General features: G+C 70.8%; 22 protein-coding genes and 1 pseudogene. 14 read left to right on the forward strand and 9 right to left on the reverse strand.

All coding sequences use genetic code 11. The annotated features are described in order from the left end of the window. Positions 1 to 102 precede the first annotated feature (102 nt). Positions 103 to 957, forward strand: coding sequence for a SigB/SigF/SigG family RNA polymerase sigma factor (locus AC1UKG_RS14575; RefSeq protein ID WP_018739629.1), 855 nt, complete (start codon positions 103 to 105; stop codon positions 955 to 957). A gap of 55 nt (positions 958 to 1,012) precedes the next feature. Here the strand turns inward: AC1UKG_RS14575 and ctaD are convergent, their stop codons facing one another. Then, positions 1,013 to 3,010, reverse strand: coding sequence for an aa3-type cytochrome oxidase subunit I (gene ctaD / locus AC1UKG_RS14580; protein ID WP_475889457.1), 1,998 nt, complete (start codon positions 3,008 to 3,010; stop codon positions 1,013 to 1,015). Between the two features lie 249 nt (positions 3,011 to 3,259). Here ctaD and secA2 point away from each other — a divergent pair, with 249 nt between their 5' ends. Both secA2 and AC1UKG_RS14590 read left to right on the forward strand, forming a co-directional pair. After that, a complete protein-coding gene (gene secA2 / locus AC1UKG_RS14585) occupies positions 3,260 to 5,551 on the forward strand; it encodes an accessory Sec system translocase SecA2 (protein WP_026271154.1) in 2,292 nt (763 codons plus the stop codon). Between the two features lie 170 nt (positions 5,552 to 5,721). Then, a complete protein-coding gene (locus tag AC1UKG_RS14590) occupies positions 5,722 to 6,462 on the forward strand; it encodes an ANTAR domain-containing protein (RefSeq protein WP_475889460.1) in 741 nt (246 codons plus the stop codon). A 52-nt stretch (positions 6,463 to 6,514) separates the two neighbouring features. Here AC1UKG_RS14590 and AC1UKG_RS14595 read toward each other — a convergent pair whose 3' ends face one another. Then, the gene (locus tag AC1UKG_RS14595) at positions 6,515 to 7,462 is read right to left on the reverse strand and encodes a DUF3500 domain-containing protein (protein ID WP_026271156.1); all 948 of its coding nucleotides are present in this window, start codon (positions 7,460 to 7,462) and stop codon (positions 6,515 to 6,517) included. A gap of 396 nt (positions 7,463 to 7,858) precedes the next feature. Between AC1UKG_RS14595 and AC1UKG_RS14600 the strand changes: the two genes are divergently transcribed. The 4 genes and pseudogenes from AC1UKG_RS14600 to AC1UKG_RS14615 all read left to right on the forward strand — a co-directional run. Continuing rightward, positions 7,859 to 8,353: a winged helix-turn-helix domain-containing protein gene (locus AC1UKG_RS14600; RefSeq protein ID WP_018742634.1), complete on the forward strand. Its 495-nt coding sequence runs from the start codon at positions 7,859 to 7,861 to the stop codon at positions 8,351 to 8,353. 183 nt (positions 8,354 to 8,536) lie between these two features. Next, positions 8,537 to 8,935: a TraR/DksA family transcriptional regulator gene (locus tag AC1UKG_RS14605; RefSeq protein WP_018731046.1), complete on the forward strand. Its 399-nt coding sequence runs from the start codon at positions 8,537 to 8,539 to the stop codon at positions 8,933 to 8,935. Between the two features lie 397 nt (positions 8,936 to 9,332). Then, entirely contained in the window at positions 9,333 to 9,575 is a 243-nt protein-coding gene (locus tag AC1UKG_RS14610) for a hypothetical protein (RefSeq protein WP_018742633.1), read from the forward strand. A gap of 8 nt (positions 9,576 to 9,583) precedes the next feature. Continuing rightward, positions 9,584 to 10,876 (forward strand): annotated as a pseudogene (locus tag AC1UKG_RS14615) (cupin domain-containing protein); the annotation flags it as partial. Between the two features lie 69 nt (positions 10,877 to 10,945). On the opposite strand, the gene AC1UKG_RS14620 reads toward AC1UKG_RS14615, so the two are convergent. The 5 genes from AC1UKG_RS14620 to AC1UKG_RS14640 form a co-directional block, all read right to left on the reverse strand. Further along, positions 10,946 to 11,611: a hypothetical protein gene (locus AC1UKG_RS14620; protein WP_475889463.1), complete on the reverse strand. Its 666-nt coding sequence runs from the start codon at positions 11,609 to 11,611 to the stop codon at positions 10,946 to 10,948. Then, complete coding sequence (locus AC1UKG_RS14625; RefSeq protein ID WP_018742631.1) at positions 11,608 to 14,280, reverse strand: FtsK/SpoIIIE domain-containing protein; 2,673 nt, start codon at positions 14,278 to 14,280, stop codon at positions 11,608 to 11,610. Before AC1UKG_RS14625 ends, AC1UKG_RS14620 begins: the two co-directional genes overlap by 4 nt. After that, positions 14,273 to 15,367: a hypothetical protein gene (locus AC1UKG_RS14630; protein WP_482642514.1), complete on the reverse strand. Its 1,095-nt coding sequence runs from the start codon at positions 15,365 to 15,367 to the stop codon at positions 14,273 to 14,275. Before AC1UKG_RS14630 ends, AC1UKG_RS14625 begins: the two co-directional genes overlap by 8 nt. Before the next feature lie 8 nt (positions 15,368 to 15,375). Then, positions 15,376 to 15,636, reverse strand: coding sequence for a hypothetical protein (locus AC1UKG_RS14635; RefSeq protein ID WP_018731041.1), 261 nt, complete (start codon positions 15,634 to 15,636; stop codon positions 15,376 to 15,378). 150 nt (positions 15,637 to 15,786) lie between these two features. Then, complete coding sequence (locus AC1UKG_RS14640; RefSeq protein WP_018742629.1) at positions 15,787 to 16,167, reverse strand: hypothetical protein; 381 nt, start codon at positions 16,165 to 16,167, stop codon at positions 15,787 to 15,789. Between the two features lie 127 nt (positions 16,168 to 16,294). Between AC1UKG_RS14640 and AC1UKG_RS14645 the strand changes: the two genes are divergently transcribed. From AC1UKG_RS14645 to AC1UKG_RS14655, 3 genes are read left to right on the forward strand one after another with little or no spacing between them, the layout of a single operon-like run. Next, complete coding sequence (locus AC1UKG_RS14645; RefSeq protein WP_018813476.1) at positions 16,295 to 18,838, forward strand: ATP-dependent Clp protease ATP-binding subunit; 2,544 nt, start codon at positions 16,295 to 16,297, stop codon at positions 18,836 to 18,838. A 16-nt stretch (positions 18,839 to 18,854) separates the two neighbouring features. Next, a complete protein-coding gene (locus AC1UKG_RS14650; protein WP_018742627.1) occupies positions 18,855 to 19,022 on the forward strand; it encodes a hypothetical protein in 168 nt (55 codons plus the stop codon). Continuing rightward, positions 19,022 to 19,372: a DUF3140 domain-containing protein gene (locus tag AC1UKG_RS14655; protein ID WP_018742626.1), complete on the forward strand. Its 351-nt coding sequence runs from the start codon at positions 19,022 to 19,024 to the stop codon at positions 19,370 to 19,372. Before AC1UKG_RS14650 ends, AC1UKG_RS14655 begins: the two co-directional genes overlap by 1 nt. 63 nt (positions 19,373 to 19,435) lie before the next feature. Here AC1UKG_RS14655 and AC1UKG_RS14660 read toward each other — a convergent pair whose 3' ends face one another. Next, positions 19,436 to 19,678: a hypothetical protein gene (locus tag AC1UKG_RS14660; RefSeq protein ID WP_018742625.1), complete on the reverse strand. Its 243-nt coding sequence runs from the start codon at positions 19,676 to 19,678 to the stop codon at positions 19,436 to 19,438. A gap of 108 nt (positions 19,679 to 19,786) precedes the next feature. Between AC1UKG_RS14660 and AC1UKG_RS14665 the strand changes: the two genes are divergently transcribed. The 4 genes from AC1UKG_RS14665 to AC1UKG_RS14680 all read left to right on the forward strand — a co-directional run bounded on the left by AC1UKG_RS14665 (position 19,787) and on the right by AC1UKG_RS14680 (position 23,587). After that, positions 19,787 to 21,115: a M20/M25/M40 family metallo-hydrolase gene (locus tag AC1UKG_RS14665; RefSeq protein ID WP_029122992.1), complete on the forward strand. Its 1,329-nt coding sequence runs from the start codon at positions 19,787 to 19,789 to the stop codon at positions 21,113 to 21,115. A gap of 53 nt (positions 21,116 to 21,168) precedes the next feature. Beyond that, positions 21,169 to 21,825: a hypothetical protein gene (locus AC1UKG_RS14670; RefSeq protein WP_018742623.1), complete on the forward strand. Its 657-nt coding sequence runs from the start codon at positions 21,169 to 21,171 to the stop codon at positions 21,823 to 21,825. Positions 21,826 to 21,994: 169 nt separating this feature from the next. Then, complete coding sequence (locus tag AC1UKG_RS14675) at positions 21,995 to 22,936, forward strand: LysR family transcriptional regulator (RefSeq protein ID WP_018813478.1); 942 nt, start codon at positions 21,995 to 21,997, stop codon at positions 22,934 to 22,936. Positions 22,937 to 23,137: 201 nt separating this feature from the next. After that, positions 23,138 to 23,587, forward strand: a complete 450-nt coding sequence (locus tag AC1UKG_RS14680; protein WP_018742621.1) for a thioesterase family protein — start codon at positions 23,138 to 23,140, stop codon at positions 23,585 to 23,587. 22 nt (positions 23,588 to 23,609) lie between these two features. On the opposite strand, the gene AC1UKG_RS14685 is transcribed toward AC1UKG_RS14680, so the two are convergent. Beyond that, positions 23,610 to 24,638, reverse strand: a complete 1,029-nt coding sequence (locus AC1UKG_RS14685; protein WP_018742620.1) for a methyltransferase — start codon at positions 24,636 to 24,638, stop codon at positions 23,610 to 23,612. Between the last annotated feature and the right edge of the window lie 26 nt (positions 24,639 to 24,664).

Here is a 24,664-nt window from a genome sequence, read left to right on the forward strand (position 1 = left end):
GTCCCAGCCACGAAACCCATTTCCGACCCGGTGCGTGGTGGTGTCACCACGCGCACGACCGGTTTGCCAAATCCGGGCGGGACCTTCCTGAGGGAGGCGCGGATGTTCGGACAGACCACCACAAGTACTCCGTCACCGACCGAGCGAGGCCTGGAGGACCTCGACGCGGCAGCTCTGGCGTATGCGGCCCGGATCGAGGGGTTGCCGCCCCAGCGGTGTCAGGAGGCCCGTGACGACCTGGTCCGCTTCGCTCTGCCGTTCGCCGGACGACTGGCCCGTCGGTATCGCGGGCGGGGCGAACCGCTGGAGGACCTGGAACAGGTCGCGCGGCTCGGGTTGGTGAACGCGGTGGATCGTTACGACCCGGAGCGGGGCTCCTTCACCGCGTACGCGGCGATCACTATCGTTGGTGAGATCAAGCGCCACTTCCGGGACCGTACCTGGGGGGTGCATGTGCCCCGCCGGCTGCGTGACCTCATCCTCGAGGTTGGCCAGGCCACCGCGGCGCTGACCAGCGAACTGTCTCGGGCACCCACGGTGGCGGAGCTGGCGGCGCGGTTGGAGACGCCGGAGGAGGAGATCCTCGCGGCGCTGGAATCGGCTGCCGGCTACAGTCCGGCGTCGCTCAACGCCCCGGTCGGCGGCGAGAGCTCGGCCGAGTTCGGCGATCTGGTGGGTGAGTCCGACAACGCGCTGGAGTCGGTGGATGATCGGGTCACCGTCAGCGGCCTGCTGCATCGATTGCCCTGGCGGGAACGGCGGATCCTCGCCATGCGTTTCTACGGTAACCAGACCCAGGCGGAGATCGCCGCCCGCTTCGGCATCTCCCAGATGCACGTGTCCCGGCTGCTTTCCCGGGCGTTGACCTGGCTGCGGCAGGCGATGCTCGCCGACGCGCCGCCGCCGTGGCAGAACGGCGTCGCCGAGGCGGAGACCGGCCGCCCCAGAGCTCGGTGAGAGCGGGCCGGCTACTCCGGGCGGAGGCCGGGCCATCCGCGAGCGCCGAGCTGGCTCAGTTCTCGGCGCTGTCGCCAGATCCACGGGGATGGCGCCACCGGTCGTTTGGTTCCTGCGGGGCTTCGTGGTCGGTGTTCTCCTCGGGCCCGTCGGTCTCCTCGAAGCTGGGTCGGCGTACGTCCTCCGGCTCCGGCACCTCGACTGGCCGCGCCCCGGACTGCGGGGCGGGGTGGTAGGCCACCGCCTCGCGTGCGCCGACCGCGCCCTCGGCGCTGGGTGGCTCGGGCAGGTGCGGCTCTCGGTGCAGCTCGTCGCGGAGCTTCTGCGGCGGCCGGGTGGTGCGCTGCGGCAGGTCGCGGCCGAGATCGGCGACGAGTGGACCGTACTTGGCGTCGAAGGCCGGGCGCTCCGAGCGGATCCGGGGTATCTGGTCGAAGTTGCGCAGCGGCGGGGGACAGGTCGTCGCCCACTCCAGGGAGTTGCCGAAGCCCCATGGGTCGTCCACGTTGACCACGGGTCCGTACCGCCAGGACTTCCAGGCGTTCCAGATGAAGAACAGGGTGGACGCTCCGAGTACGAACGACGAGACGGTGGAGATCGTGTTCAGGGTGGTGAACCCGTCGCCGGGCAGATAGTCGACGTACCGCCGGGGCATTCCCTCGTTGCCCAGCCAGTGTTGGACCAGGAAGGTGCCGTGGAAGCTGAGGAACATGGTCCAGAAGTGCGCCTTGCCGAGTCGTTCGTCGAGTAGCCGGCCGGTCATCTTCGGGAACCAGAAGTAGATTCCGCCGAAGAAGGCGAAGACCACCGTACCGAATAGCACGTAGTGGAAGTGCCCTACCACGAAGTAGCTGTCGGTCACGTGGAAGTCCACCGGTGGGCTGGCCAGCAGCACCCCGGTGAGACCGCCGAACAGGAAGGTGACCAGGAAGCCGATGGAGAAGAGCATCGGTGTCTCGAAGGTGAGCTGCCCCTTCCACATGGAGCCGATCCAGTTGAAGAACTTGACCCCGGTCGGTACGGCGATCAGGTAGCTCAGGATGCTGAAGAACGGCAGTAGCACCTGACCGGTGCCGAACATGTGGTGTGCCCAGACCGCCATGGACAATACGGTGATGGCGCCGGTGGCGAACACCAGTCCGGTGTAGCCGAAGACGGGTTTGCGGGAGAACACCGGGATGATCTCGGTGATGATCCCGAAGAAGGGTACCGCGATGATGTAGACCTCGGGGTGGCCCCAGAACCAGAACAGGTGCTGCCAGAGCAGTGGTCCGCCCGTGGCCGGATCGAAGACGTGTGCCCCCAGCAGGCGGTCGGCGAGCAGGGCGAAGAGCGCGGCGGCCAGCAGGGGGAAGACCAGCAGGATCAGGATGCTGGTGAAGAGCATGTTCCAGGTGAAGATCGGCATTCGGAACATGGTCATGCCGGGGGCGCGGAGAGTGACGATGGTGGTGATCAGGTTGACCGCGGTGAGGATTGTGCCGACCCCGCCGAGGGCGAGGCCGACCAGCACCATGTCGGGGCCGATGCCGGGGGAGTGTTCGGCCTGGCTCAGTGGCGTGTAGGCGAACCAGCCGAAGTCGGCGGATCCGCCCGGGGTCAGGAAGCTGCCGAAGAGCAGCAGACCGCCGAAGAGGAAGAGCCAGTAGCCGAAGGCGTTCAGGCGGGGGAACGCGACATCCGGCGCCCCGACCTGAATCGGGACGATGTAGTTGGCCATCCCCAGCGCCGCCGGGGTGGCGAAGAGCAGCAGCATCGCGAGGCCGTGGGTGGTGAACAACTGGTTGTACTGTTCGGGGGAGAGGAACTGGAGCCCAGGTCGGGCCAGCTCGCCCCGGATCAGCATCGCCTCGATGCCGGCCAGCACGAAGAAGCCGAAGGACGTGATCAGGTAGAGCAGGCCGATCTGCTTGTGGTCGGTGGTGGACAGCCACCGGGCCAGCGTGCTGCCGGGTATCGCCGGCCGTCGCGGGCCCGGGTAGCCGCCAAAGCGCGCCGGTGCCAGGATCGCCGGACCCCGGTCCCGTGGTTCCGTGGTGACCCGCTTGGGCATGGACCCCTCACCCCGCTACGACAGATGGGACGGGCGCGGCTACCCGCCCCTCTGACCATGAAACCAGGCGAGAGGGATTATTCAGGCTAGAGCGGCATTTTCGTTCCTTCAGACCTGCGGTGCCGCGTTCCCCGCCCTGGACCGCCTTGGTCGTCCTGCGGGGCGCAGTCCCCGGTGGCGCTCCTTGCCGACGCCGGCGGACCGGGCGGGCCGGGTGAAGATCGGTTCGGTCGCGTACCGTTGCCGCTCATGGGTGTGTCGCAACGGTTGAAGACCAGGTTCCGCCGATTCCTCCAGCGCCCCGGGACGACAGTCGACCTCGCACCGCTGGAGAAGATTTTGCCCGCGATCGAGGCCCGGGTTGCGGAACTGGAGGCGCTCGACGATGTCGGGTTGACCGAGGCCGCCGGCCGGGCTGAGGGCTACGCGGAGATCTGCGCGGTTGGCCGCGAGGCCGCCCACCGCGGACTGGACCAGCGGCCCTACGATGTGCAGCTGCTCGGCGCGATGGCGCTGCTCTCCGGCAAGGTCGCCGAGATGGCGACCGGTGAGGGCAAGACCCTGACCGCGACGGTCGCCGCGTACGGGCATGTGCGCCTCGGCAACGGTCCGGTGCACGTACTGACCGTCAACGACTATCTGGCCCGCCGGGACGCCCAATGGATGAAGCCGGTGTACGACCTGCTCGGCCTGACTGTCGGCTGGGTCAATGAGGCCTCCACCCCGGAACAACGGCGCGCGGCCTACGCCTGCGACGTCACGTACGTGTCGGTCAGCGAGGCGGGCTTCGACTACCTGCGCGACCAACTCGTCACGGACATTGAGGACCGGGTCCAACCGGCGCTGAGTACCGCGATCGTGGACGAGGCCGACTCGATCCTGATCGACGAGGCGCGGGTACCGATGGTCCTCGCCGGGGCGGTTCCCGGTGATCAGGATCCGGTGCACACCGCCGCGGCGTTGATGCGTGGGTTGCGCGAGGGCCGGCACTACACGGTGGCCGAGGACGGTCGCAGCGTCGCCTTCACCACCGACGGTCTCAGCGCCGTCGAGGCCAAACTCGGCATCGACCTGTACGACGAGGAGCAGGTCGCCCAGCTCTCCACGGTGAACGTAGCGCTGCACGCGCACGCCCTGCTGCACCGCGATGTGGACTACATCGTGCGGGACGGCACGGTCGAGTTGATCGACGAGATGCGCGGACGGGTGGCGCAGCGTCGCCGTTGGCCGGACGGACTGCAGGCGGCGGTCGAGGCCAAGGAAGGGCTCGACGCCACCGCCGAGGGGGAGGTGCTCGGCACGATCGCGGTGCAGGCATACATCGGGCTCTACCCGACCGTGTGCGGGATGACGGCGACCGCGGTACTGGTCGGCGAGCAACTGCGCGAGTTCTTTGATCTTGAGGTGGCGGTGGTCCCGCCGAACACCCCGTGTGTCCGCGAGGACGAGCCGGACCGGATCTACGCGACCCAGGCGGAGAAGGAGGAGGCGCTGATCGACGAGATTCGGCGTAATCACGAGCGGGGGCGGCCGGTCCTGGTCGGTACCCTCGACGTGAAGGAGTCCGAAAGCCTGGCGGCCGGTCTCGAGGCCGCGAACGTCCCCTGCATCGTGCTCAACGCCAAGAACGATGATGAGGAGGCGGCGATCATCGCTGAGGCCGGCGCTCACGGCGCGGTCACGGTCTCGACCCAGATGGCCGGCAGGGGGGTCGACATCCGTCTCGGCGGCAGTGATCAGGCGGACCGGGACCGGGTGGCTGAGCTGGGTGGCCTCTACGTGATCGGCAGTGGCCGGCACGACAGCCGCCGGGTGGACGACCAGCTGCGGGGGCGGGCCGGTCGGCAGGGCGACCCGGGTGGGTCGGTCTTCTTCGTCAGTCTGCAGGACGATCTCGTGGTCCGGCACGCCGGTGACACCGTGCCGCCGTCGCCCCGGATGAACGCCGACGGCCTGGTTACCGATCCGCAGGTGGATTACGCCGTGGAGCACGCCCAGCGGGTCGCCGAGGGGGTCAATCATGAGATCCACCGCAACACCTGGCGCTACAGCGTGGTGGTGGAGCAGCAGCGTAAGGCGTTGGCGGAGCGCCGTGAGCGGCTGCTGACCAGCGACGTCGCCGCCCTGATGCTGCTCGACAAGGTCTCGGACAAGGCCGGCGAGATGGACGAGGATCTTCTCGCCGGGGCCGCCCGCTCCATCGCGTTGTTCCATCTGGATCGGCTCTGGGCCGAGCACCTCGCTGAGCTCTCCGAGGTCCGTGAGGGCGTGCACCTGCGGGCGTTGGGCCGGTTGGACCCGCTTGACGAGTTTCACCGTGCCGCGGTGCCCTCCTTCAACGAACTGGTGCCGGAGATCGAACGGCGCTCCATCGAGACCTTCACCGAGACGGAATTCGACGAGGACTGGGAGCCGGACGAGGCCAAGCTGGTCCGGCCGAGCGCCACCTGGACGTACCTCGTGCACGACAACCCGTTCGGTTCGGAGCTCGACCGGCTCATCGCCTCGGTGGGGCGGCGGCTCAGCTCCGGATCCCGCTGACGGGCCGGGAATGTTCCGGTAGCCTCCGGCTCCGGAGCGCGCCCTTTTGAGTAGTTTCGACCCCTTCCCCTCGGGGTAGTAGGCCGGGGCCGCGGAGTCGGGACAGGTCCGCGCTCCGGCGGTCCGGTGGTGGTGAGACGTGTGGCGTACGCGCAATGGAGGTGGGTCGGGTGAACCTGGAGATGCGGGAGTCGGTTGGGGAGACGCTCGGTGTCCTGGAGACCGCGGGACTACTCCGGGAGCTGACCGCCGAGCTGATCGGCGCGACCGACCTCGACGCCGCGCTGATCCTCCTCGTCCGGATCGCCCGGGATGGCGTCGCGGGGGTCGACTGGTGTGGTTTCACCTCCCTACGCGCGGGGGAACCGGCCGGAGCGGTGACCTCCGACACCCGGCTCGCCGAGCTCGATGACCTGCGGCATGGCCCGGACTCGCCGGCGATGGCGGCGATCGGACGGCGGGAGCTGGTGATCGCGGAGCGACTGAGCACCGAGACACGATGGCCGGAGTGGACCTGGCGCGCCCGTGCACTCGGGGTGTCGGCCGTGATCTCCGCGCCGGTCGACATCGACGAACAGGTGATCGGCGCGCTCAACCTCTATGCGGGGGCTCGGGAGGTGCTCACCCCCCGGCACCAGCTGACCGCGATGCTCGTGGCCGAGCACGCTGGTCTACTGCTCGCCGCGGTACGGGACCGGGCGCGGGCGGTGGCCGAGGCCGGTCAGGTCGACCTGGCGCTGCTCGGCGAGAGTGTTGTTGGCCAGGCGATCGGTGTCGTCATGACCCAGCGGGGATGCCGGGCGGAGGAGGCCGTGACGGTGCTGCGTGGCGCGGCGTCCTCGCTCGGGATCCCCCTGCGAGAGGTGGCCGAGCGGTTGGTTACCACGGTTTCGCGGCCTCGCGACAACTAGCCGTGCCGGAGCCGCGCGGTGGGGTGACTTCCGGCGGGACTCGCCGAAACTGTCAGTGCGCGACCCGGTGGTGGGCGGCCAGGAGGTCGGCGCCGAAGTCGCTGCTCGGGCGGCGAAGCACGGTGTGGGCGTGGTTGCCGTCGTCTGCGGTGTTGTCGTATTCGATCAGCAGGTCGTCGCCGTGTAGGCGGTAGTAGTGCCGCTGCCCCGGCCAGCTCGGTCCAGCCCAGGCGAAGTGCACCGGGGACCCGGCGAGCCGACGGGCCTCCCGGTCTGCCAACTCCGGCGGGAACCGTTCCAGGTAGAGAGCGACAAGTTGGTCCAACAGGGCTCGACCGGTGGGGCTCAGCTGGTCGGCGGAGATGCCGAGGGGAGCCATTGGGGTGTCCACGCGCGGTCGGGTCGCGCTGATGATGTCGCTGGGGGCCGCATCGGCGATGACGGCCGTCGCCCGTAGTCGCGGGCTGAGGGAATCCAGCAACGTCCGGCCCAGGTCCTCCTCGGGGCCGAGCGGGCGGGTGACCGGCCGGCCGGCCCACCGGACGGCGGCCGGGTTCGCCCCGAAGAAGACCGGAGCGGGGGAGACCTGGTCGGCGACGATGGTCATGCTGATCGACAGGTGGTGCCCCTCGACCCGCCACCCCCACGCCTCGTCCTGGATCGGGTCACCGAAGACCGCCACCCAGTAGTCGTCGCTGTGTCGGCCGCGGCGTCCCCCCTCGGCTCGGTCCAGCACCTCCTCCAAGCCGATGATCGTCACCGCCTGGGCATAAGCCGACGGGCTCAGGGCGCTCGCCAGGAGTCGGTGGGTGTTCTTCCGTGCAGCGCGGCGCAGGTCGGCCAGGCAGACGCCGGGCCGGGGCCGGGGCCGGTACTCGATCCAGCGCCGTGCCCTCAGGTCGTCGAACCGGTGGGTTGCCCGGGCACGTTCCGGCTCGTCCAGGGCGGCGAGCAGCGCGGCGGCGGCGGCGCGTTGCCGCTGGGCGAGCGAATCCTCCACCATCCCTGTATACCCTGCCGAGCACCGGGCGCCCCGGGGTGGTGGGCCTGGCACCCGCAGATGTGAACGCGGGAGGGACCCCCGGATCGGGTCCTCGCAGCGGCTCTGCTGTAATCAGTTGACCTCGTACGCAGAGCGAGCATCTCGCTCCGATGTGTTAGTCAACTGTCACATCCATGGAACGCAGCTGCCCCTTGACCCCCGAACGGGTGCCGGGAAGCATCGGTGAAGCGGCGTCCCGGGCCGTTGGGGAGATACCCGGACCAGCCAAGGAGGACCATGTCGGTCAGCCCCGCCTCGTCGCGCGCCGGATGGCATTCGTCCCAACCCGCTGTTCCCGGTCGCCCTCCGGGTGGTCAGCGCCGTCCCACCAACACGGTTCCCCCTGTCCTCACGGTGACCCTGTCGATCCCGTTGGCCAGCGACGAGGTGCTGAACCCGGCGGCCCGGCGGCTGTTGGACGCGGCCCGAGAGTTGATGGAGGGTGGAGACAGCACGGTCACCATGACCGGCAACGGGCTTTCGGACCGGCGGGTGGAGCCAGTCCCGACCGCCCGCCCACCGAGCCGGTCGCTCGCCCCAACCATCCCCACCCTGCACATCCTCGCCTCCTCCCGGTCCGTGCTGCGCGACGGCGAGCCGTTGTCGCTGACCCGGCTGGAGTTCGATCTGCTGCTGCACCTGGTCGCCCACCCCCGGCGGGTCTTTACGCGGCTACAACTGCTCAATGCGGTCTGGGGCTATGAGCACGCCGGGGTGCGCACCGTGGATGTGCACGTGCGCCGGCTGCGGGGCAAGGTCGGTGTGGACGTCCCCCTGGTCACCACCGTCTACGGGGTCGGCTACCGGCTCGCCGACGACGCCCGGGTGACCATCGACCGCAGCGGTTGACGGAGGCAAGAGCCCGCCCTGGCGCTGCCGGGGCGCCGGGCGGGGCCCGAGTAGCCGGTCAGACGGCGTTTGGTTCGTGGCGGTGCGGGGTATTCGGTCGGCTCACCACACGGGTCGCCACCCGTGCAGCGACGATCAGCACCGGTCCGGTGGACCGGGAGGCCCTCAGGAAGGCAGGCAGCAATGCTCGTCCACGACCCGGTCGACACGCCCCGACCCCAGGCGGAAGCCGATCAGATCCGGCAGTCCCTGCAGGCCCGTTACGACGAACTCGCCGCCGAGTATGAGCAGGCTGTGGTGCAGAGTCAGGTGCTGCGTCTGGTGGAGGTCGGGGACACCGCGGGCGATGACCAGGCCGACAGCGGCACGAAGACCGCGGAGCGGGACACCGCGCAGTCCCTGTTGCGCACGATTCTCGACCGCCGGGCACAGTTCGAGCACGCCCTGACCCGGCTGGAAGAGGGTACCTACGGCTTCTGTGAGGGCTGTGGCGCGTCCATTCCGGTGGAACGGCTGGAGATCTTCCCGTCGGCGACGACCTGCGTGACCTGCAAACAAACCCGGGAGCGCCGCGCGGCCTGACCCGCCGCGCCGCGACGGCGCGGCCGGAGTAGACGGAGGTGACTGGACGGTGACGGTGCAGACGAGACCGGAGCGCCGTCAGGGCGGCGTTGTCCACGTTGTCGGGACACCCGGCGGTCGGCGACGGGCGAAGCGACCCGGCGGAGTCAGCCCGGTGCGACAACACCGCGGCCCGGTGGGCCCCCCGCGGCGAGACGACGATGGCCGGTGGGGACCCGACGTTCGGCGGTGGAGAGAGCGCTGAGTAGCCACGGTCCGTGGTTGGTGCCGTTGACTGGCGAACCACCAGCGTCGGAGTCCTGGGACGGCTACCGTGTGGTGGGGAGGGCCGGAGGTGGGGCACACCCGCCGCACGACGGACCCCGGCGTTCGGACGGGGCACAGCCGAGGAGCACCCATGGCATTCAACGACGACGACATGACGACCTCCGGCGGCACCGGCCTCGAGGGTCCGGCGGATGGTGGGGCGACTCCGGGCCAGCATGATGGTGGTGCCGACGGCAGTGCGGAGGGTCCGGCGGACGGTGGGGCGACTCCGGGCCAGCATGATGGTGGTGCCGACGGCAGTGCGGAGGGTCCGGCGGACGGTGGGGCGACTCCGGGCCAGCATGATGGTGGTGCCGACGGCAGCGCGGGCTGAACCGCGCTGTGCCGTACCCTGACTCGCCGGGCGGCCCTGCTCGCCTGGTCACCGCGTTCGCCACCGAGGGCTCGGCGCGTCCCGTGGGGTCGCCGTCGGCGCTGGCCCGGTGCATCTCGGCCGGGCCGGCGAGGTTCGCCGCCGTGCACTGGGGACGGATGCCGCTGCTGTCCCGCGCCGACGAACTTCCCAACCAGAGTGGTTTTCGCGACCTCCTCAGCCCGGCCGACGCGGACGAACTGCTGAGTCGGCGCGGCTTGCGGACCCCGTTCCTGCGGGTGGCGCAGGACGGCGTGTTGGTGCCGGCGGCCCGCTACACCGGTGGCGGGGGCGCGGGCGCCGAGATCGCCGACCAGGTCCTCGACGAGAGGATTCTCGACCTGTACGCCAGCGGCGCCACCCTGGTGTTGCAAGGCCTGCACCGAATCTGGCCGGCACTCATCGACTTCACCCGGGAACTCGGCCTGGCGGTCGGGCAGCCGTTGCAAACCAACGCCTACCTGACTCCTGCCGGCAGCCAGGGATTCGCCACTCACTATGACACGCACGACGTATTCGTCCTCCAGGTGGATGGTGAGAAGCACTGGCGAATCCATCCCCCGGTGCTCCCCGATCCGCTGGAGCGGCAGCCGTGGGGCGGCCGGGCCGATGAGGTCTCCGCGACCGCGACCGGTACACCTACCCTCGACGTGCGGCTCGGCCCCGGCGACGCCCTGTACCTGCCCCGTGGCTGGTTGCACAGTGCCAAGGCCCAGGAACGCAGCTCACTTCACCTGACCGTCGGCGTTCGGGCACTGACTCGATACACGCTGGTCGAGGAGCTGCTCGCGCTCGCCGCCGAGGAGCCGCGGCTGCGGGCCACCCTGCCATTCGGAATTGACGTCTCCGACCCGGCGGCGGTGGAGCCCGAGTTGACGGAGACCGTGGAGGTACTGCGGGACTGGCTGCGCCGCGTCGATCCAGCAGTGCTCGCCGCCCGGCTGCGGCAGCGCGCATGGCCGGCGGCCCGGCCGGCTCCGCTGTACCCCCTTGCCCAGACGGCCGCGTTGGGCGCGCTCGGCCCGGACAGCCGGGTCACTCTCCGCCCGGGCCTACGGTGGCAGCTCACACCGGCGGGAGAGCGGGTCACGCTGCGGGTCTTCGACCGTACGATCACCCTGCCGCAGATGTGTGCCCCGGCCCTGCGCGCGTTGCTCTTCGCGGAGGTCAGCCGGGTCGGGGACCTGCCCGGCCTGGTCAACGACACCGACCGGGTCACCCTCGTGCGTCGCCTGCTCCGGGAGGCGGTCGTCGTACCTGCCCAGGACAGCTGCCGGAGCCGGCCCGAGGGGGTCGCGGCGGATGGCCTGACGCCACCGCCACTGACCGGTTCAGCGGGCCACGGCGACCAGGAGCCCCGTCGCCAGCAGTCCGGCGACGACCACCACGGCCATCGGGCGCGGGCCCAGCACCGCGTGGCGCCGGTCGGCGAGAACCTTCGCCGGGACCAGGCCGGCCAGCGGGCCGAGCAAGGTCACTACCAGCGCCAGCACCGGCAGCCCGACCGCCAGGTCCCCGCCGTACCGGTCGCCGGCAGTCCGGGCGACGGTGCCCAGGGCGTAGGTGACCAGCGCACCGCCGAAGCCGCAGACGGCCAACAGCGGATTGGTGGATCCGGGCAGCTCACCGGGTTGACCGGTACGGGCCAGGAGGTCCCGCACCGCGGCCAACATCGGCAGGGGATTCCCGGCGGCGCCGTTGACCGGGCCGGGGGGCCCGCCCATCCGGCGGCCCGCCGACCGAAACCGCCCGCGTAGCTCCTGCCACAACAGCCGGACCTCAGCCTCGACCCGCTCTTGCAGCCCGCGTGCTGCTGTCACCTCCCGTTCCGCGTGACGGACCTGGTCCTCGGCGTTTGCCACGGCGCGCCGCGCGGCTGCACACTGCTGCTCGTACCAGGTGTGTGCCTCGGCCCGTTGCGCCGACACCTGCTCGGTCAGGTCAGCCAGTCGTCGTACCTGCGCCGGATACGACTCGCTCGGCACTGGTTGATTCACCGCTGGTGCCCGTACGGGATGATCGTCTGCCCGGTGCGGTGGACCGCCCGGTCGAAGAAGAGGCCCCGCCACGGGCGGGGGTACCAGTCCGGCCCGCCGGTACCGGGGTAGAGCGAGGCGCCCAGTTCCCCACCGTGCGTGTCGAGCGCCACCCAGGCGCCCACCTGGTCGGTACGGGCGGCCGGTCCGCCGAGGTCGGCCCGCATCCGCGCGACTCCCCGCCACCAGGCCAGTACATGGGTCCGCCGCTCAGGCCCGTCGTGGAGGACGCGACGCAGCTGCTCCAGCCCGGTCTGGCCGCCGACCCGGGCGGAGAGCGCCCCGGCCGCCGCGTCAACCGCGAACAGCAGCAGGTAGTGGGGGGTGCCGACCCCAGGGGCGCCCAGCCCGGCGGTCGTCTCGGCCATCAGTTCGGTCACGGTCTCCTCGTCATACCAAGCGGCATCGTCGGCGAGGTCGGCGTAGAGGGAACGGGCGGCGGAGTCGGCATCCGGATCCAGGCAGGCGATGGAGAACCGCGCCGTTCCGGGCTGGTGTTGCCGGGCGAGCGACCGGCCCGCAGCGGCGAGTACGGCGCAGGCCTCGTCGACGCGGGTGCCCAGCACGGCGAGGTTGCGACCGGGTGCGCGCGGCAGTCGAAGCACCGCCGAACGGGCCTGTACGTCGATGATCTCGCCGAGTAACGCCGTCGGGGCGCGCGGGGTCCCGGTCTCCGGTGCGGCGAGCGCCTGGTAGTCCGGGGCGTCGGTCAACCGGGGGATCGCGTCGCCATCGAAGAGCCGCGCCGGGGCGGCATCCGAAGGGCGCATCCGCCAGAGTCGGTGCTGCAGCCCGCTCCACGTCTCCCAGTCGCTCGCCGACGGGATCCGGGCGATCTCGTTCCCCTCGGCCAGGCCCGACTCGGCGTTGACCACGGCGTGGTGGCGGGGTAGTGACTGCGCGGCGTCGTTGCGCTCGGCGAGGATCCGCAGCGCCTTGGGTAGGGCGATGCGGAGGGTGAACTGGGCGACCAGGGCCGGCCGCCCCCACAACGCCTCGATTCCCCGGACATCCTGCGAGGCGAGGACCAGGTGGATGCCCTGCGAGCGACCGCGTCGGGCCAGGTCCTCCAGGAGGTCGGCGGCCTCCCGGGCGACCGCGTCCCGGCCGGCGAGCAGCATCTGGAACTCGTCAACCATGGCGACGATCCGCGGCCAGCGTCCGGCTGGATCCACCGCGCGCAGTTCGGCGAGCTTCGTGACCTCGTGTTCCTTTGCTGCGTCGGCGCGCCGACGCAGCTCTTCGGCGAGGAAGCGAAGCAGGGCGAGACCGAACTCCCGGTCCGTGTTGACGTTGATCCCGACCAGCCGCATGTGCGGCAGCCAACTCGGGTCGCGGCGACCCTGCGCGAACCGGGCGAAGGAGACGCCCTCCTTGAAATCGAGCAGGTAGAACTCCAACTCGGCCGGGGAGTAACGGGCGGCGAGCGCACCGATCCAGGCAAAGATCAGATTTGTCTTGCCGGTGCCGGACGGGCCACCGATCAGCGCGTGCGGCGGATAGTCGCCGAGAGTGACCAGCACCGGCTGGCCGTCCGTTCCTTCGCCGATTGGCGCGATCAGGCCGGCCGCCGAGTCCTCCCCCCACATCTGCTCCGGCGGTGGCAGCAGATCGGTGAAGGGCGTCGGCTCCGGGCCGGCGTTGACCTGGGCGGCGACGGCCCGGCAGGTCTCGGTGACCAGGGGCGCCGGGGGCGCCGGGTCGAGCGTGACCGGCGGCGCACCGGCGAGTTCGACCCGGCCCGGTTCAACGCGGATCCGGGCCACGGTGGCGTCCTCCGGCAGCGCCAGGCCGCGTACCACCAGGTGCACGCCGCACGCCGCGCCGGTGCGGACCACCCGGTCGAGTTGCCCACGTTCGTGCCGAGACGGCTCCTCCCCGCCGAGTAGTACCGCCACCCGCCACGGCTCGGGACGACGACCGGTGGCTGCCGCCAGCTCGCGTAGGGACCGGTGTTCCCCGGCCAGGACGGTCGAGTTGATCCGGTGGATCTCGTCGACGAGGCCGTCGAGGAGCCGGCCCAGCCCACCGGGGCCGACGAAGGTCAGCAGTCCGGCGGTGCCCAGCGGCGCGAAACCGGCCAGACCGCCCCCGAGCCGCTCCGGGTCGTACCCGGTCAACCGGACCGCACCCGGGTCTGTCCGGCCTACCGCCCGTAGCAGCAGCGCGGCCACCACCGTCTCGCCCGCCACCCGGTCGCCTCCGGTCAGCTCGACGTGCCCGGCGTCGAGCAGCGGCACCAGCGCCGGCACTGGCTCCCCGCCCGGGACGGTGAGCGTGCCGACCCGGAGCGGGCCGGGCGGCTCCGTCCGGCGGGCGGGGGTCGGTCGCCATTGTGGCCAGTCGGCGGTCGCCGCGCCGGGGGCCTCCCGGCGAGCTGCTTCAGCCGCTCGCCGGGAAAGCTCGGCGATCCGGGCTGAGTGTTGGGCGTCGATCTCGGCGAGCCGCCGGTCTCGCTCCGCGCCGACCCGCGCCGGCACCGCGGCGGCCGCCTGGCGGACGCGGTCGAGTCGGCCCCGCTCGGCGGCGAGTTCGGTCTGCGCCGCCGCCAGCCGGGTCCGCGTCGCGCCGAGGGCCTCGCCGAGGGTTTGCCGGACCCGGGCGGCGAGCTGCGCCCGCCGGTCAGCCATCGGCGTCCCGTCGAGACGAGGGACGCATGGTGTCGGGCGCCCCGCGCCGACTCTCGGCCGGGAGTGGGCCACTGCGGCGTCCGCCGGCAGCCGGCCGCTGGCGGCTGGCAGCCTGTTGCCCGATGACGGCGGCGCGCCGCCCCCACTCGGCGTCGGCCTGCCGGTCGTGGTTCGCGGCGGCTCGCCGCTGGTCGTCCACCGCCGCCGGCCGGGTCCGCGCGTCGTCGGTGCGGCGCTCGCGCTCCGCCGGAGTCGGTAGCTCGCGGCCGAGCCGGTCGAGCAGGACGCCGGTCAGCACCCCGGCGGTGACCGCCGAGTCGGCGGCATGTGGCTGTTCGGGGTCGTCCCGGCGGGGCGGCGGCATCCGGCAGACCCGGGCCAGCAGCGTCTCCACCACCGGCGCGGGCAGGCCCGGCAGCAGGTCGCGGGTCCGGCTGTCCAGGGCTTGGCGGAGCCGCGGCAAATCCTCGGCCCGGGGCGGGTGCCCAAGAAACTCCCCGGCCAGTTCCCGCAGCAGGGGAGGGGCCAACGCGGCCAACCCCAACCCCACGTCGGCGTGGGCGCGGCCCAGCTCGACGCGGAGTCGTTCCCGGCTACCGGCGCGGACCTCGTGGACGACTCGGCGCAGCAGCACGTTGGAGTCGGCGATCGCCGCATCCGGTTGCCCCGACACGCTCCCGCCACCGGTCAACTCGGCGACCCGGACAGCCCACCACCGGGGTGCGGCGGCCGGGACTGGCGGGACGGTGGCCGTCTCCGGTGGCATGGCACCACGGGGAGCGTCGTGTGCCGGTCGCCGCTCGGGGGTGGTGCGTGGCGCGGGTGAGTCGTCGGCCGCCAGCCCGATCCTGGCCAGGTACGCCGTCAGCTGCTCCTGGGCGACGCGCAGCGCGTAGCCGGCGGACTCGGCGTGTTCGACGGCGCTGGACAGCTCCGGCACCCCCATCGGGTTGGCGGATTCCTGGCGTACCCAGCGCAGCCGCTCGGCGGCCAGCCCGAACCGTTCGAGCGCCTCGGCGAGTTGACCGAGCGGCAGGTCATCGCTGGCGGCGCGCACCTGCGCGCCGAGATCTTCGACGATGGACACGGCGGCGCTCAGAGGGTCGCGACGTACAGCTGGGCCTGCTCGACCGCGACGAGTGTGGCCGCCAAGCACTCCTCCAACTCCTGCCCCGCCTGGGTCAGCGAGGCCTGCGCCGCATCCACCGTTTCGTGTCCGCTGCCCTCCAGCGCGCCGGCCAGTGTCTGCTGCGCCTCGGCCAGCTTCTCACCGGCAGCGTGCACAGCGCTCTGGCCGTCACCGATCTGTTGGAGCGCGACATCGATGGCTGCCTTGAGCTCGGCGACGCTCGCCACGACGGAACCTCCTGGGGCAAGGGGAGGCCTCCATTAGAGCCTATCGGCACCGGGGAGAGAACATCCTCCCTGCCACTATTCAACCCTACTGAGCGGTTGTCATCCGCAGGCGCGGGGAGGTCGATTGTCCCCGCCGCGTGGGGATGGGGTTCAGGGGCCGGTCAACCAGCGCGGCCCCTGCACCTCGGCACCCCGCCGGAGCACACGTTCTCGCAGTTCACGGTCGGCGGTGACGACGACCCGGCGGCGCTGCGGATCGGCGGCGACCAGGTCCACCACCGCATCGTCGCCGGACTGCTGGGCCACCACCACCCGTACCCCCGACACCGCCGGCACCCCGCGCGCCGCGCCCTCGACCACCAGCACCACCTCGACCGGCGGCGGCAGCTCCGGGGGCACCCCGGAATCGGGCACGCCAGTGAGGCTGTCCCGCAGTCGGGTGGTCGCCCCGACCCGGTCCCGCCACCACCCGTCGGGCCGGGATCCCACCACGTTGGCGGCGTCCACGATCAGCAGCGGTGTCCCGTTCATGCCGCCAGCCTGCCACGCGATCCGCCCACACCCCGGCAACCCCGGTGGCCAGCCGGCGGAGTTTGTCCCGACGACTGCCGGGTAGCCCCTGGCGACCGTGCCGCGCCGAGCAGCGGAGGAGACAGATATGGGACCCGGCGACTTCGGCTCCGACCCGTGGGACGAGTTCCTGGCCCGGTACTTCGGCCGGAGCGAGGGTGGTCGCCGGCCCGCGCACCGGGTCGACATTACCCGGCTGATGACCGCCGATGCCCGAGAGATGCTCGCCGACGCAGCACGTCGGGCGGCTGAGCGGCACAGTACCGACCTGGACACCGACCACCTGCTCTGGGCCGCGCTGCAACGGCAGTCCCTGCGTGATCTGGTCAAACGAGCCGGTGCCGAACCCGAGACCCTGCTCAACGCGCTCGGCGGGCGGGGTGAGGGGGCACCGGGGGGCGAGGTCCCGCCGAACCTGTCTCTCACCCCCGCAGCCAAGCGGGCGCTGCTCGATGCCCACCAGCTCTCCCGCGCCATGAGTGCCAACTACATCGGGCCAGAGCACATCCTGATGGCGTTGCCGCTGAACCCGGAGTCGCCCGCCGGCCGGATGCTCGCCGCCGGCCGGATCCAGCCGGAGTCGTTGCAGGCGGCGAGCGCCGACCGGGCCCCGGCAAGTGGGCCGCGGCCGGATCGGGGCACCCCCACTCTCGACCAGTACGGGCAGGATCTCACCGAACTCGCCCAGAACGATCAGATCGACCCGGTCATCGGCCGGGCCGACGAGATCGAGCAGGCAGTCGAGATCCTGTCCCGGCGGACCAAGAACAACCCGGTGCTGATCGGTGAGGCCGGTGTCGGTAAGACCGCAATTGTGGAGGGGCTCGCGGAGCGGATCTGCGACGGCGACGTGCCGCAGACCCTGCTCGGCAAGCGGGTCATCCAACTGGACCTGGCCGGCCTGGTCGCCGGTACCCGCTACCGGGGTGACTTCGAGGAGCGGCTGAAGAAGGTCATTGACGAGATCCGGGCCCATCGCGAAAAGCTGATCATCTTCCTCGACGAGATTCACACCCTGGTCGGAGCGGGCGGGGCCGGCAGCGAGGGCGGCATGGACGCGTCCAACATGCTCAAGCCGGCGCTGGCCCGCGGTGAGCTGCGGGTGATCGGCGCGACCACGCTGGACGAGTATCGCCGGACCATCGAGAAGGACGCCGCGCTGGCCCGCCGTTTCCAGCCGGTCTTCGTGCCCGAGCCCGGGGTTGACGACACGGTGGCCATCCTGCGTGGCCTCCGGGACCGTTACGAGGCGCACCACCAGGTCCGCTTCACCGACGAGGCGCTGGTCGTCGCCGCGGAGCTCTCCGATCGCTACGTCACCGACCGCTACCTGCCGGACAAGGCGATCGACCTGATGGACCAGGCCGGCGCGCGGGTGCGGCTGCGCACCCGGACCCCGGCCTCGGACGTACGCGAGTTGGAGACCCAGCTCGACGAGGTACGCCGGGACAAGGAGCAGGCCGTCGCGGACGAGCAGTACGAGAAGGCCTCCACGTTGCGCGACCAGATCGTCGACCTGGAGGCCCAGGTCCGCCGGGTTCGCGGCGACGAGGGTAGCGCCAACCAGGTGCCGCAGGTGGGGCCGCACGAGATCGCCGAGGTGGTCTCCCGGGCCACCGGCATCCCCGTTGCGCAGCTCACCGAGGAGGAGCGGGATCGGCTCCTGCGGCTGGAGGGGCATCTGCACGAGAAGGTCGTCGGTCAGGACGACGCGGTCAACGCGGTCTCCGAGGCGGTGCGCCGTTCCCGTACCGGGTTGGCGGATCCAGATCGGCCGATGGGTAGCTTCCTCTTCCTCGGCCCCACCGGCGTCGGCAAGACCGAGTTGGCCCGGGCGCTCGCCGAGGCGCTGTTCGGCGAGGCCGACCGGATGGTGCGCGTCGACATGAGCGAGTTTCAGGAGCGGCACACGGTCAGCCGGTTGGTTGGCGCGCCGCCCGGCTACGTCGGGTACGAGGAGGCCGGGCAGCTCACTGAGGCGGTGCGGCGCCGCCCGTACGCGGTGGTGTTGCTGGACGAGATCGAGAAGGCGCACCCGGATGTGTTCAACATTCTGCTCCAGGTGCTTGACGACGGTCGGCTCACCGACAGTCAGGGCCGGACGGTGAATTTCAAGAACACCGTTCTGATCATGACGAGTAACCTCGGCTCGGAGCTGATCACCGGCACCCAGCGGGCAGTTGGCTTCGGAGCCGGGGCGGCGGGTGGGGAGAACGACGAGCTCCGCGACCGCTTGTTGCGTCGGCTCCAGGAGAACTTCCGTCCGGAGTTCCTGAACCGTATTGATGAGATCATCATCTTCCGCCGCCTGGAGGCGGAGCAACTGCGGCAGATCACCGAGCTGCTGTTGGCGGAGACCCGCCGTCGGTTGCACGCGCAGGATGTTGATGTCGAGATCACCAGTGCCGGCATCGACTGGCTCGCCGAGCACGGCTACCAGCCCGAGTTCGGGGCCCGCCCGCTGCGTCGGGTTATTCAGCGCGAGGTGGACAACCCGTTGTCCCGGATGCTGCTGGAGTCCGCGGTGTCGCCGGGCCAACGGGTGGTCGTCGACGCCCGTGACGGCCAGCTGACCATCGATGTCGCCGAGGGCGGCGGCTACACCGCGGCCACCACCACGCATCCCCGTTGAGCGCCGGGAGGCGGAGATGACCGAACCCGAGGAGACCCAGGAGAACATCGAACGGACCGAGCCGATCGTTGCCGCACCGACCGCGAACCCCGCCCGGGTGCAGGTGCCACCAGAGGGTCCGGGGCAGCAGGGGACCGGCGAGCCGGACCCGGCAGCGGCCGACGGACCGCGAGAGGAGGGCTGATGGTACGCGAACAGCGGCTCGATCCGCAGGTGGAGGAGCTCTGGGAGAGCTTCCACGAGCGGGTCAACGTGCCGTCCGAGAAGCTGCGGCAGTGGCTGCTTACCCGGGGCTCCGGCGAGGAGACGTTCGGCCCTGACCCCGACCTTGGCCTGCCCGAGCCGGGCCGGCACATCCTGCGGGTGCTCACCAAACGCAAGGTGGACCTGACCCGGGACGACATCGAGACGATGCGGGACACGATCGACGAGATCGAGAACCTGTTGGCGGCGAAGCCGCCGCGGGGCAACGCCGATGACCGGTGGCGGCACGCCCTGCTGGATCTCGGTCATGACGTCCTGGTGGAACGCTGACCGCTGGCAATACCGTCGGGTGGGGCGCCGGCTTCGGGGTTCACCGGCACCCGCACCGACGGATCAATCCGCGCCGGGTTCCAGGCTGGTGATCGTCAAGCCCGCCGCGTCGGCGGCGGCCTCCCGATCGGCGCGGGTCTGCCGTTCCCGGGTGAGCAGGTTGGCGTATTCGGTGATGTCTGCCGGAGTGGGAACCACCGGTAGGCGGCGCAGGAAGAGCTCCACGTCCCGGGCAGCGGCGGTGTGCGCGGTGGCCGCCTGCCGTAGTGTCTCGCGGTCGTCGGCGGTGGGGTACAGGTCGGTCATACCCGTCTGTTACCCGGCGGCACGGTGTTCGCACCCCGCGGACCCCTTCGACAGCTGTCGGATCCGGGGCCGACCCCATCCCGGGTGCTCTCCTGGTATCAAGGAGCGATGAGGAGCGACGCCGCCTGTGCCCACCCCAAGCCCACCGACGAGGTCATCGGCCTCTGCCAGGATCTGCTGCGCATCGACACCACCAACACCGGCGACAACGACACCAGTGTCGGGGAGCGTCGAGCAGCCGAGTACGTGGCAGAGAAGCTCGGTGAGGTCGGCATCGACTCGGTGCTCTACGAATCCGCACCCCGTCGGGCCAACCTGGTTGCCCGTATTCCCGGCACCGACCGGAACCGACCCGGTCTGCTCGTCCACGGCCACCTGGACGTGGTACCGGCCGACGCCGACGAGTGGTCGGTGCATCCGCTCTCGGGTGAGCTTCGGGACGGCTACCTCTGGGGCCGTGGCGCGATCGATATGAAGGACTTCGACGCGATGGTGCTGGCGGTGGTGCGGCACTGGCAGCGCAGCGGATTTCGGCCGCCCCGGGACGTGGTGCTCGCCTTCACCGCCGATGAGGAGGCCGGCAGTGAGTACGGCGCGCACTTCCTGGTGGAGAACCACCCCGACCTCTTCGCGGGTTGCACCGAGGGCATCGGCGAGGTCGGGGGGTTCTCCTACTCGGTGAACGAGACCCAGCGGCTGTATCTGATCGAGACCGCGCAGAAGGGCATTGACTGGTTGCGGCTGCACGCCCGGGGACGGCCGGGGCACGGCTCGATGGTGCACGACGACAACGCCGTCACCGCCCTCGCCGAGGCAGTCGCCCGGATCGGCCAGCACCGCTTCCCGGTCGTCGTTACCGACACCGTCCGCGCGTTCCTCCTTGAGGTGTCCGAGGCACTCGGCATCGAGCTGGACCCGGACGATCCGGAGGCGGCCATCGGCAAACTCGGCCCGATCGCCAACATCATCGGGGCGACCATCCGCAACACGGCCAATCCCACCCGACTCGCCGCGGGCTACAAGGACAACGTCATTCCCGGACGGGCTACCGCCACCATCGACTGCCGTAGCCTGCCCGGCCAGTCGCAGTTGCTGGAGCGGCAACTGCGCGAGTTGGTGGGCCCGGACATCGAGATCGAGTACCTCCAGCGCCAGCCCGCGTTGGAGACCACCTTCGACGGTGCCCTGGTCGAGGCGATCTCCGCCGCGTTGCGCGCCGAGGACCCGGGGGCCCGGCCGGTGCCGTACATGCTCTCCGGTGGCACCGATGCGAAGGCCTTCGCGCGGTTGGGCGTCCGTTGCTTTGGCTTCACGCCGCTGCGCCTCCCCGCCGACCTGAACTTCTCCGCGCTGTTCCACGGCATCGACGAGCGGGTTCCAGTGGACGGACTACAGTTCGGCGTGCGGGTTCTCGACCGGTTCCTCCGCAACTGCTGAGCCGCTTCCGTACTTCGGCGCGGCGCCTTCCGAACACCGAAGGGACGCCTTACATGATCGACCAGCATGGTGAGCTGGACACTGCCCTCGAACGCGTCATCGAGGCGGCCCGTCACCACCTGGCGGCTGTGCGCGCTGCGCAGGGCCGAATCGACGACGATGCCGTCTGGCAGGCATACGTCGACTTGAACAACGCCTCGTACGCCTACGACGAGCAGCTGATGGAGGCCTTCGGCGAGGTGAGTCCCTGGGATGTGCAGGCGATCGACCCGGAGGAGGCCGACGAGCGCTTCGCCAACCCCGACGGATCGCCGGCCGCCGACAGCCACCCCCGGGTCATCTCGGTACGGCAGCGTCGGGACTACCGGGTGCCGAGCGTCTCGGCGCTGATCCGGGCCGCCACGTCGGCCCGGCGGGCGGAGACCCCCGATGAGGAGGAGCCGGCACCTGTCGAAGGGGTCGGCGAGGCGGTCCTGGAGCTGTTGCAGAGCGGCGACGGATCGCTCGCCGCGCTGGATGTGCCGGAGCTGGAGCCGATGGACGGCGTCGTCATGGTCAGCGAGGTTGACGCCGCGGTCGATCTCGAGGCCTTCGACGATGACGACCCGGTGGGTCCGTTCCAGCCCGCCGCCGAGGACCGGCTGGTCGGGCGGCTCGATGAGCACCCCTTCCTCGAACTGGACGACGAGGAGTACGACCATTCCCACTAACGTGATCTCTACCTGGGGTCGGGTGGTATCGACCCTGGGCTGATCACGGCCGTAGCCCCTGGTTTGACCGTTCTTCTCGTCGAGGGAAGAAGATCAGGACCAGGGGCTCCCCGCACCCCACTGCCATGCGTCCAAGGGTAGGATATTTCTGACTCGATAGGCTCGGCGTATGGCTACGCTGCGTCAGCTCGAGTACTTCGTGACGATTATTGACGAGGGCTCCTTCACCCAGGCCGCCGCCCTGCTCAACATCACCCAGCCCGGGTTGTCGCACCAGTTCCACGCCCTCGAGAAGGAGATGGGCGGCCGCCTCCTGGAACGCCTGCCGCGCGGCCTGCGGTTGACCGCCGCCGGGCGTGCGATGCTGCCGTCCGCCCGAGCGGCCCTGGCCGACGCCCGACGGGCCGTCACCGCGGCCCGGCGTGCCACCGGAGTCGCCTCCGGCGAGCTTCAGCTGGCCACGCTCTACTCGGTGAGCTACGGCATCCTGCCCACGGCGCTGGCCCTCTGGCGCACCCGCCACCCCGATGTACGCGTCACCCTGTTCGAGCACCGGCACACCACCGAGCTCGCCGCCGCCATGGCGGACGGAGAAGCCGACATCGCCATCGGCCCGCCCCCGCCCAGTGGGGAGGGCACCATCCGGCACCTGGGAGCGGAGGAGTTCTTCCTGGTCACCCACCCCGACGACCCCCTGGCCGCGGTCTCCGGCGGCACGGTCCGCCTCGCCGACCTCGCCGAGCGGGAATGGGTGCACTTCACCCCCGACAGCGGCCTGGCGCAGCTCCTCGACCGGGCCTGCGCCGCCGCGGGCTTCCCACCCCGGATCACCGTGCGCACCCAGCAGGCGCCGTTCGCGGTCAACTTCGCCGCCGCCGGGCTGGGCCTGGCGCTCGTCCCCGGGAACACCGTTCCTCCCCACTTCGACGCCGCGCTGCTCCGCCCGGACCCCGCGCTGCTGCGCCCCCTGACCGCGTACACCCGCAGCCAGCCCGACCCCATCGCCCGTGCCTTCCTCGACATGCTTGCCGAGGAGGTCCCCCTCACCCCCGCCCACGTACGCGAGCGCTTCCCCGCCCCGACGTTGGCGGACCGGACAACCATCCTCTGAGGTCGTTCCGCCGACGAACAGGCCCGGCCTGGAAGGCGCATGCGTTGCTGCCCAACCGCGCTCATCGACCGAACGGCACTTCTGGTCATCGACCGCGACCGTACTTGTCTGATAACTTCGCAGCGGCGGATCGTCATGGTTCGGGTTCGGCGATGATCGCCATGGTGAACCATCGACGCCAATGCGAAATGGTGGGATACGGTGACAGCGTCAGTCGAGTTCTCGGTCGATCACGGGCACGTTGAGCTGCTTCCGATCCACTTCGACGACCTCGACTCGATGGGGCTCGTGCACAACTGCCGCTACGGAGTTCTGGTGGAACGTGCCCTCAACACCTTCTGGACGTCCCACGGCTGGACGTTCGACGGTGGCACCTACAGTCACCCGGACGTGTTTCTCGCGGTGGCCGAGTTCGCCATCTCCTACCGCATGCCGTTTCGGGGCACCGGCGCCATGGCCGTCCACCTCTGGATCGATCAGTTCAGCGGGTCCAGCGCCGGGTACGGGTTCCGTTGTCTGTCCCGGGATGGGCAGACCGTGCACGCCGAGGGCAGGCGGGTGCACGTCCGCATCGACCCGAAGACCCTGCGCCCCACCGCCTGGGCGGATGACACGCGGTCGGTCATGGAGGGCATCGCACGGCCTTCCTGAGTCTGACCTGGGCGCGCCCAGGTCAGACCGGCACCGCCACCACGACCGAGAGCGCGGATGCGGTCGGGATGATCTGGCCCAGGCGGAAGCCCTCTCCCGCGAGTAGCACCCCGAACTCCTCGGCCGTGCGTTCCCGCCCGTCCCACAGGGCCATCATCAGGACGTCCGACACGACGGCGGGGTGTGCGCCCGGAGTCGAGGGCACCACGGCGTCGACCACCAGCAGCCGCGCGTCGTTGGCCATGGCCTTGCGGCATGAGGCCAGCACCGCAGCCGACTCCTCGTCGCTCTTGTCGTGCAGGATTCGCTTGAGCAGATAGACGTCCCCACCGGGCGGGACGGCGTGGAACAGGTCGCCGGCCTCGGTACGCCACCGTCCGGCCAGTGCCGGGACGTCAAGAAGGTGCCGCTCCAGCACCGGGGCGCGGTCCAGCAGCACGCCGCGTAGCCCTGGGTTCGCCGTCAGCACCGTCCGCAGCAGCCCGCCGCGTCCGCCGGCGACATCCACCACAGTGCCCGTCGTGGGGAAGTCGTACGCGGCTACCACCGCCTCCTGTTCCAGCTCCGAGACCGTGGCCAGGGCATCGGCGAAGAGTTGCTCGGTCTCCGGCGCGGTCGGCAGGTGGTCGAAGAACGGCAGACCGAACACGTCGGGGAAGGCGGTCCGCCCCTGCCGTACCGTGTCGTCGAGCCGCCCGGCCGGCCGCCAGTACACCTCGTCGGTGAAGAGCAGCACGATCGACCGTAACGGCACCGGGGCATCAGTGCGAAGCAGCCGTGCTGCCGGCGTGAGCCGGAACTGGCCCGCGTCGTCCTCGGCGAAGACCCCGCGGGTACTGAGCAGTCGCAGTGCCCGGCCCAGGCGTCCGGCGTCGACGCCGGTGCGGGCGGCCAGCTCTGCCGCGCTGCGGGGCTCGTCGAGGTGGTCGGCGATCGCGAAGCGGGCCGCGACCCGCAGCGCCGCCGGGTAGAGGTAGCCCAGCGAGTCTCCGAGTATCTGCCGGATCGTGGTCGGGTCGATCCGGCCGTGATCGGCCCCCGTCACCGTCATCGTGTCGCCCTCCTCGCCATCGACGG

The sequence above is a fragment of the Salinispora sp. CH2A1_6 genome, from assembly GCF_056820975.1.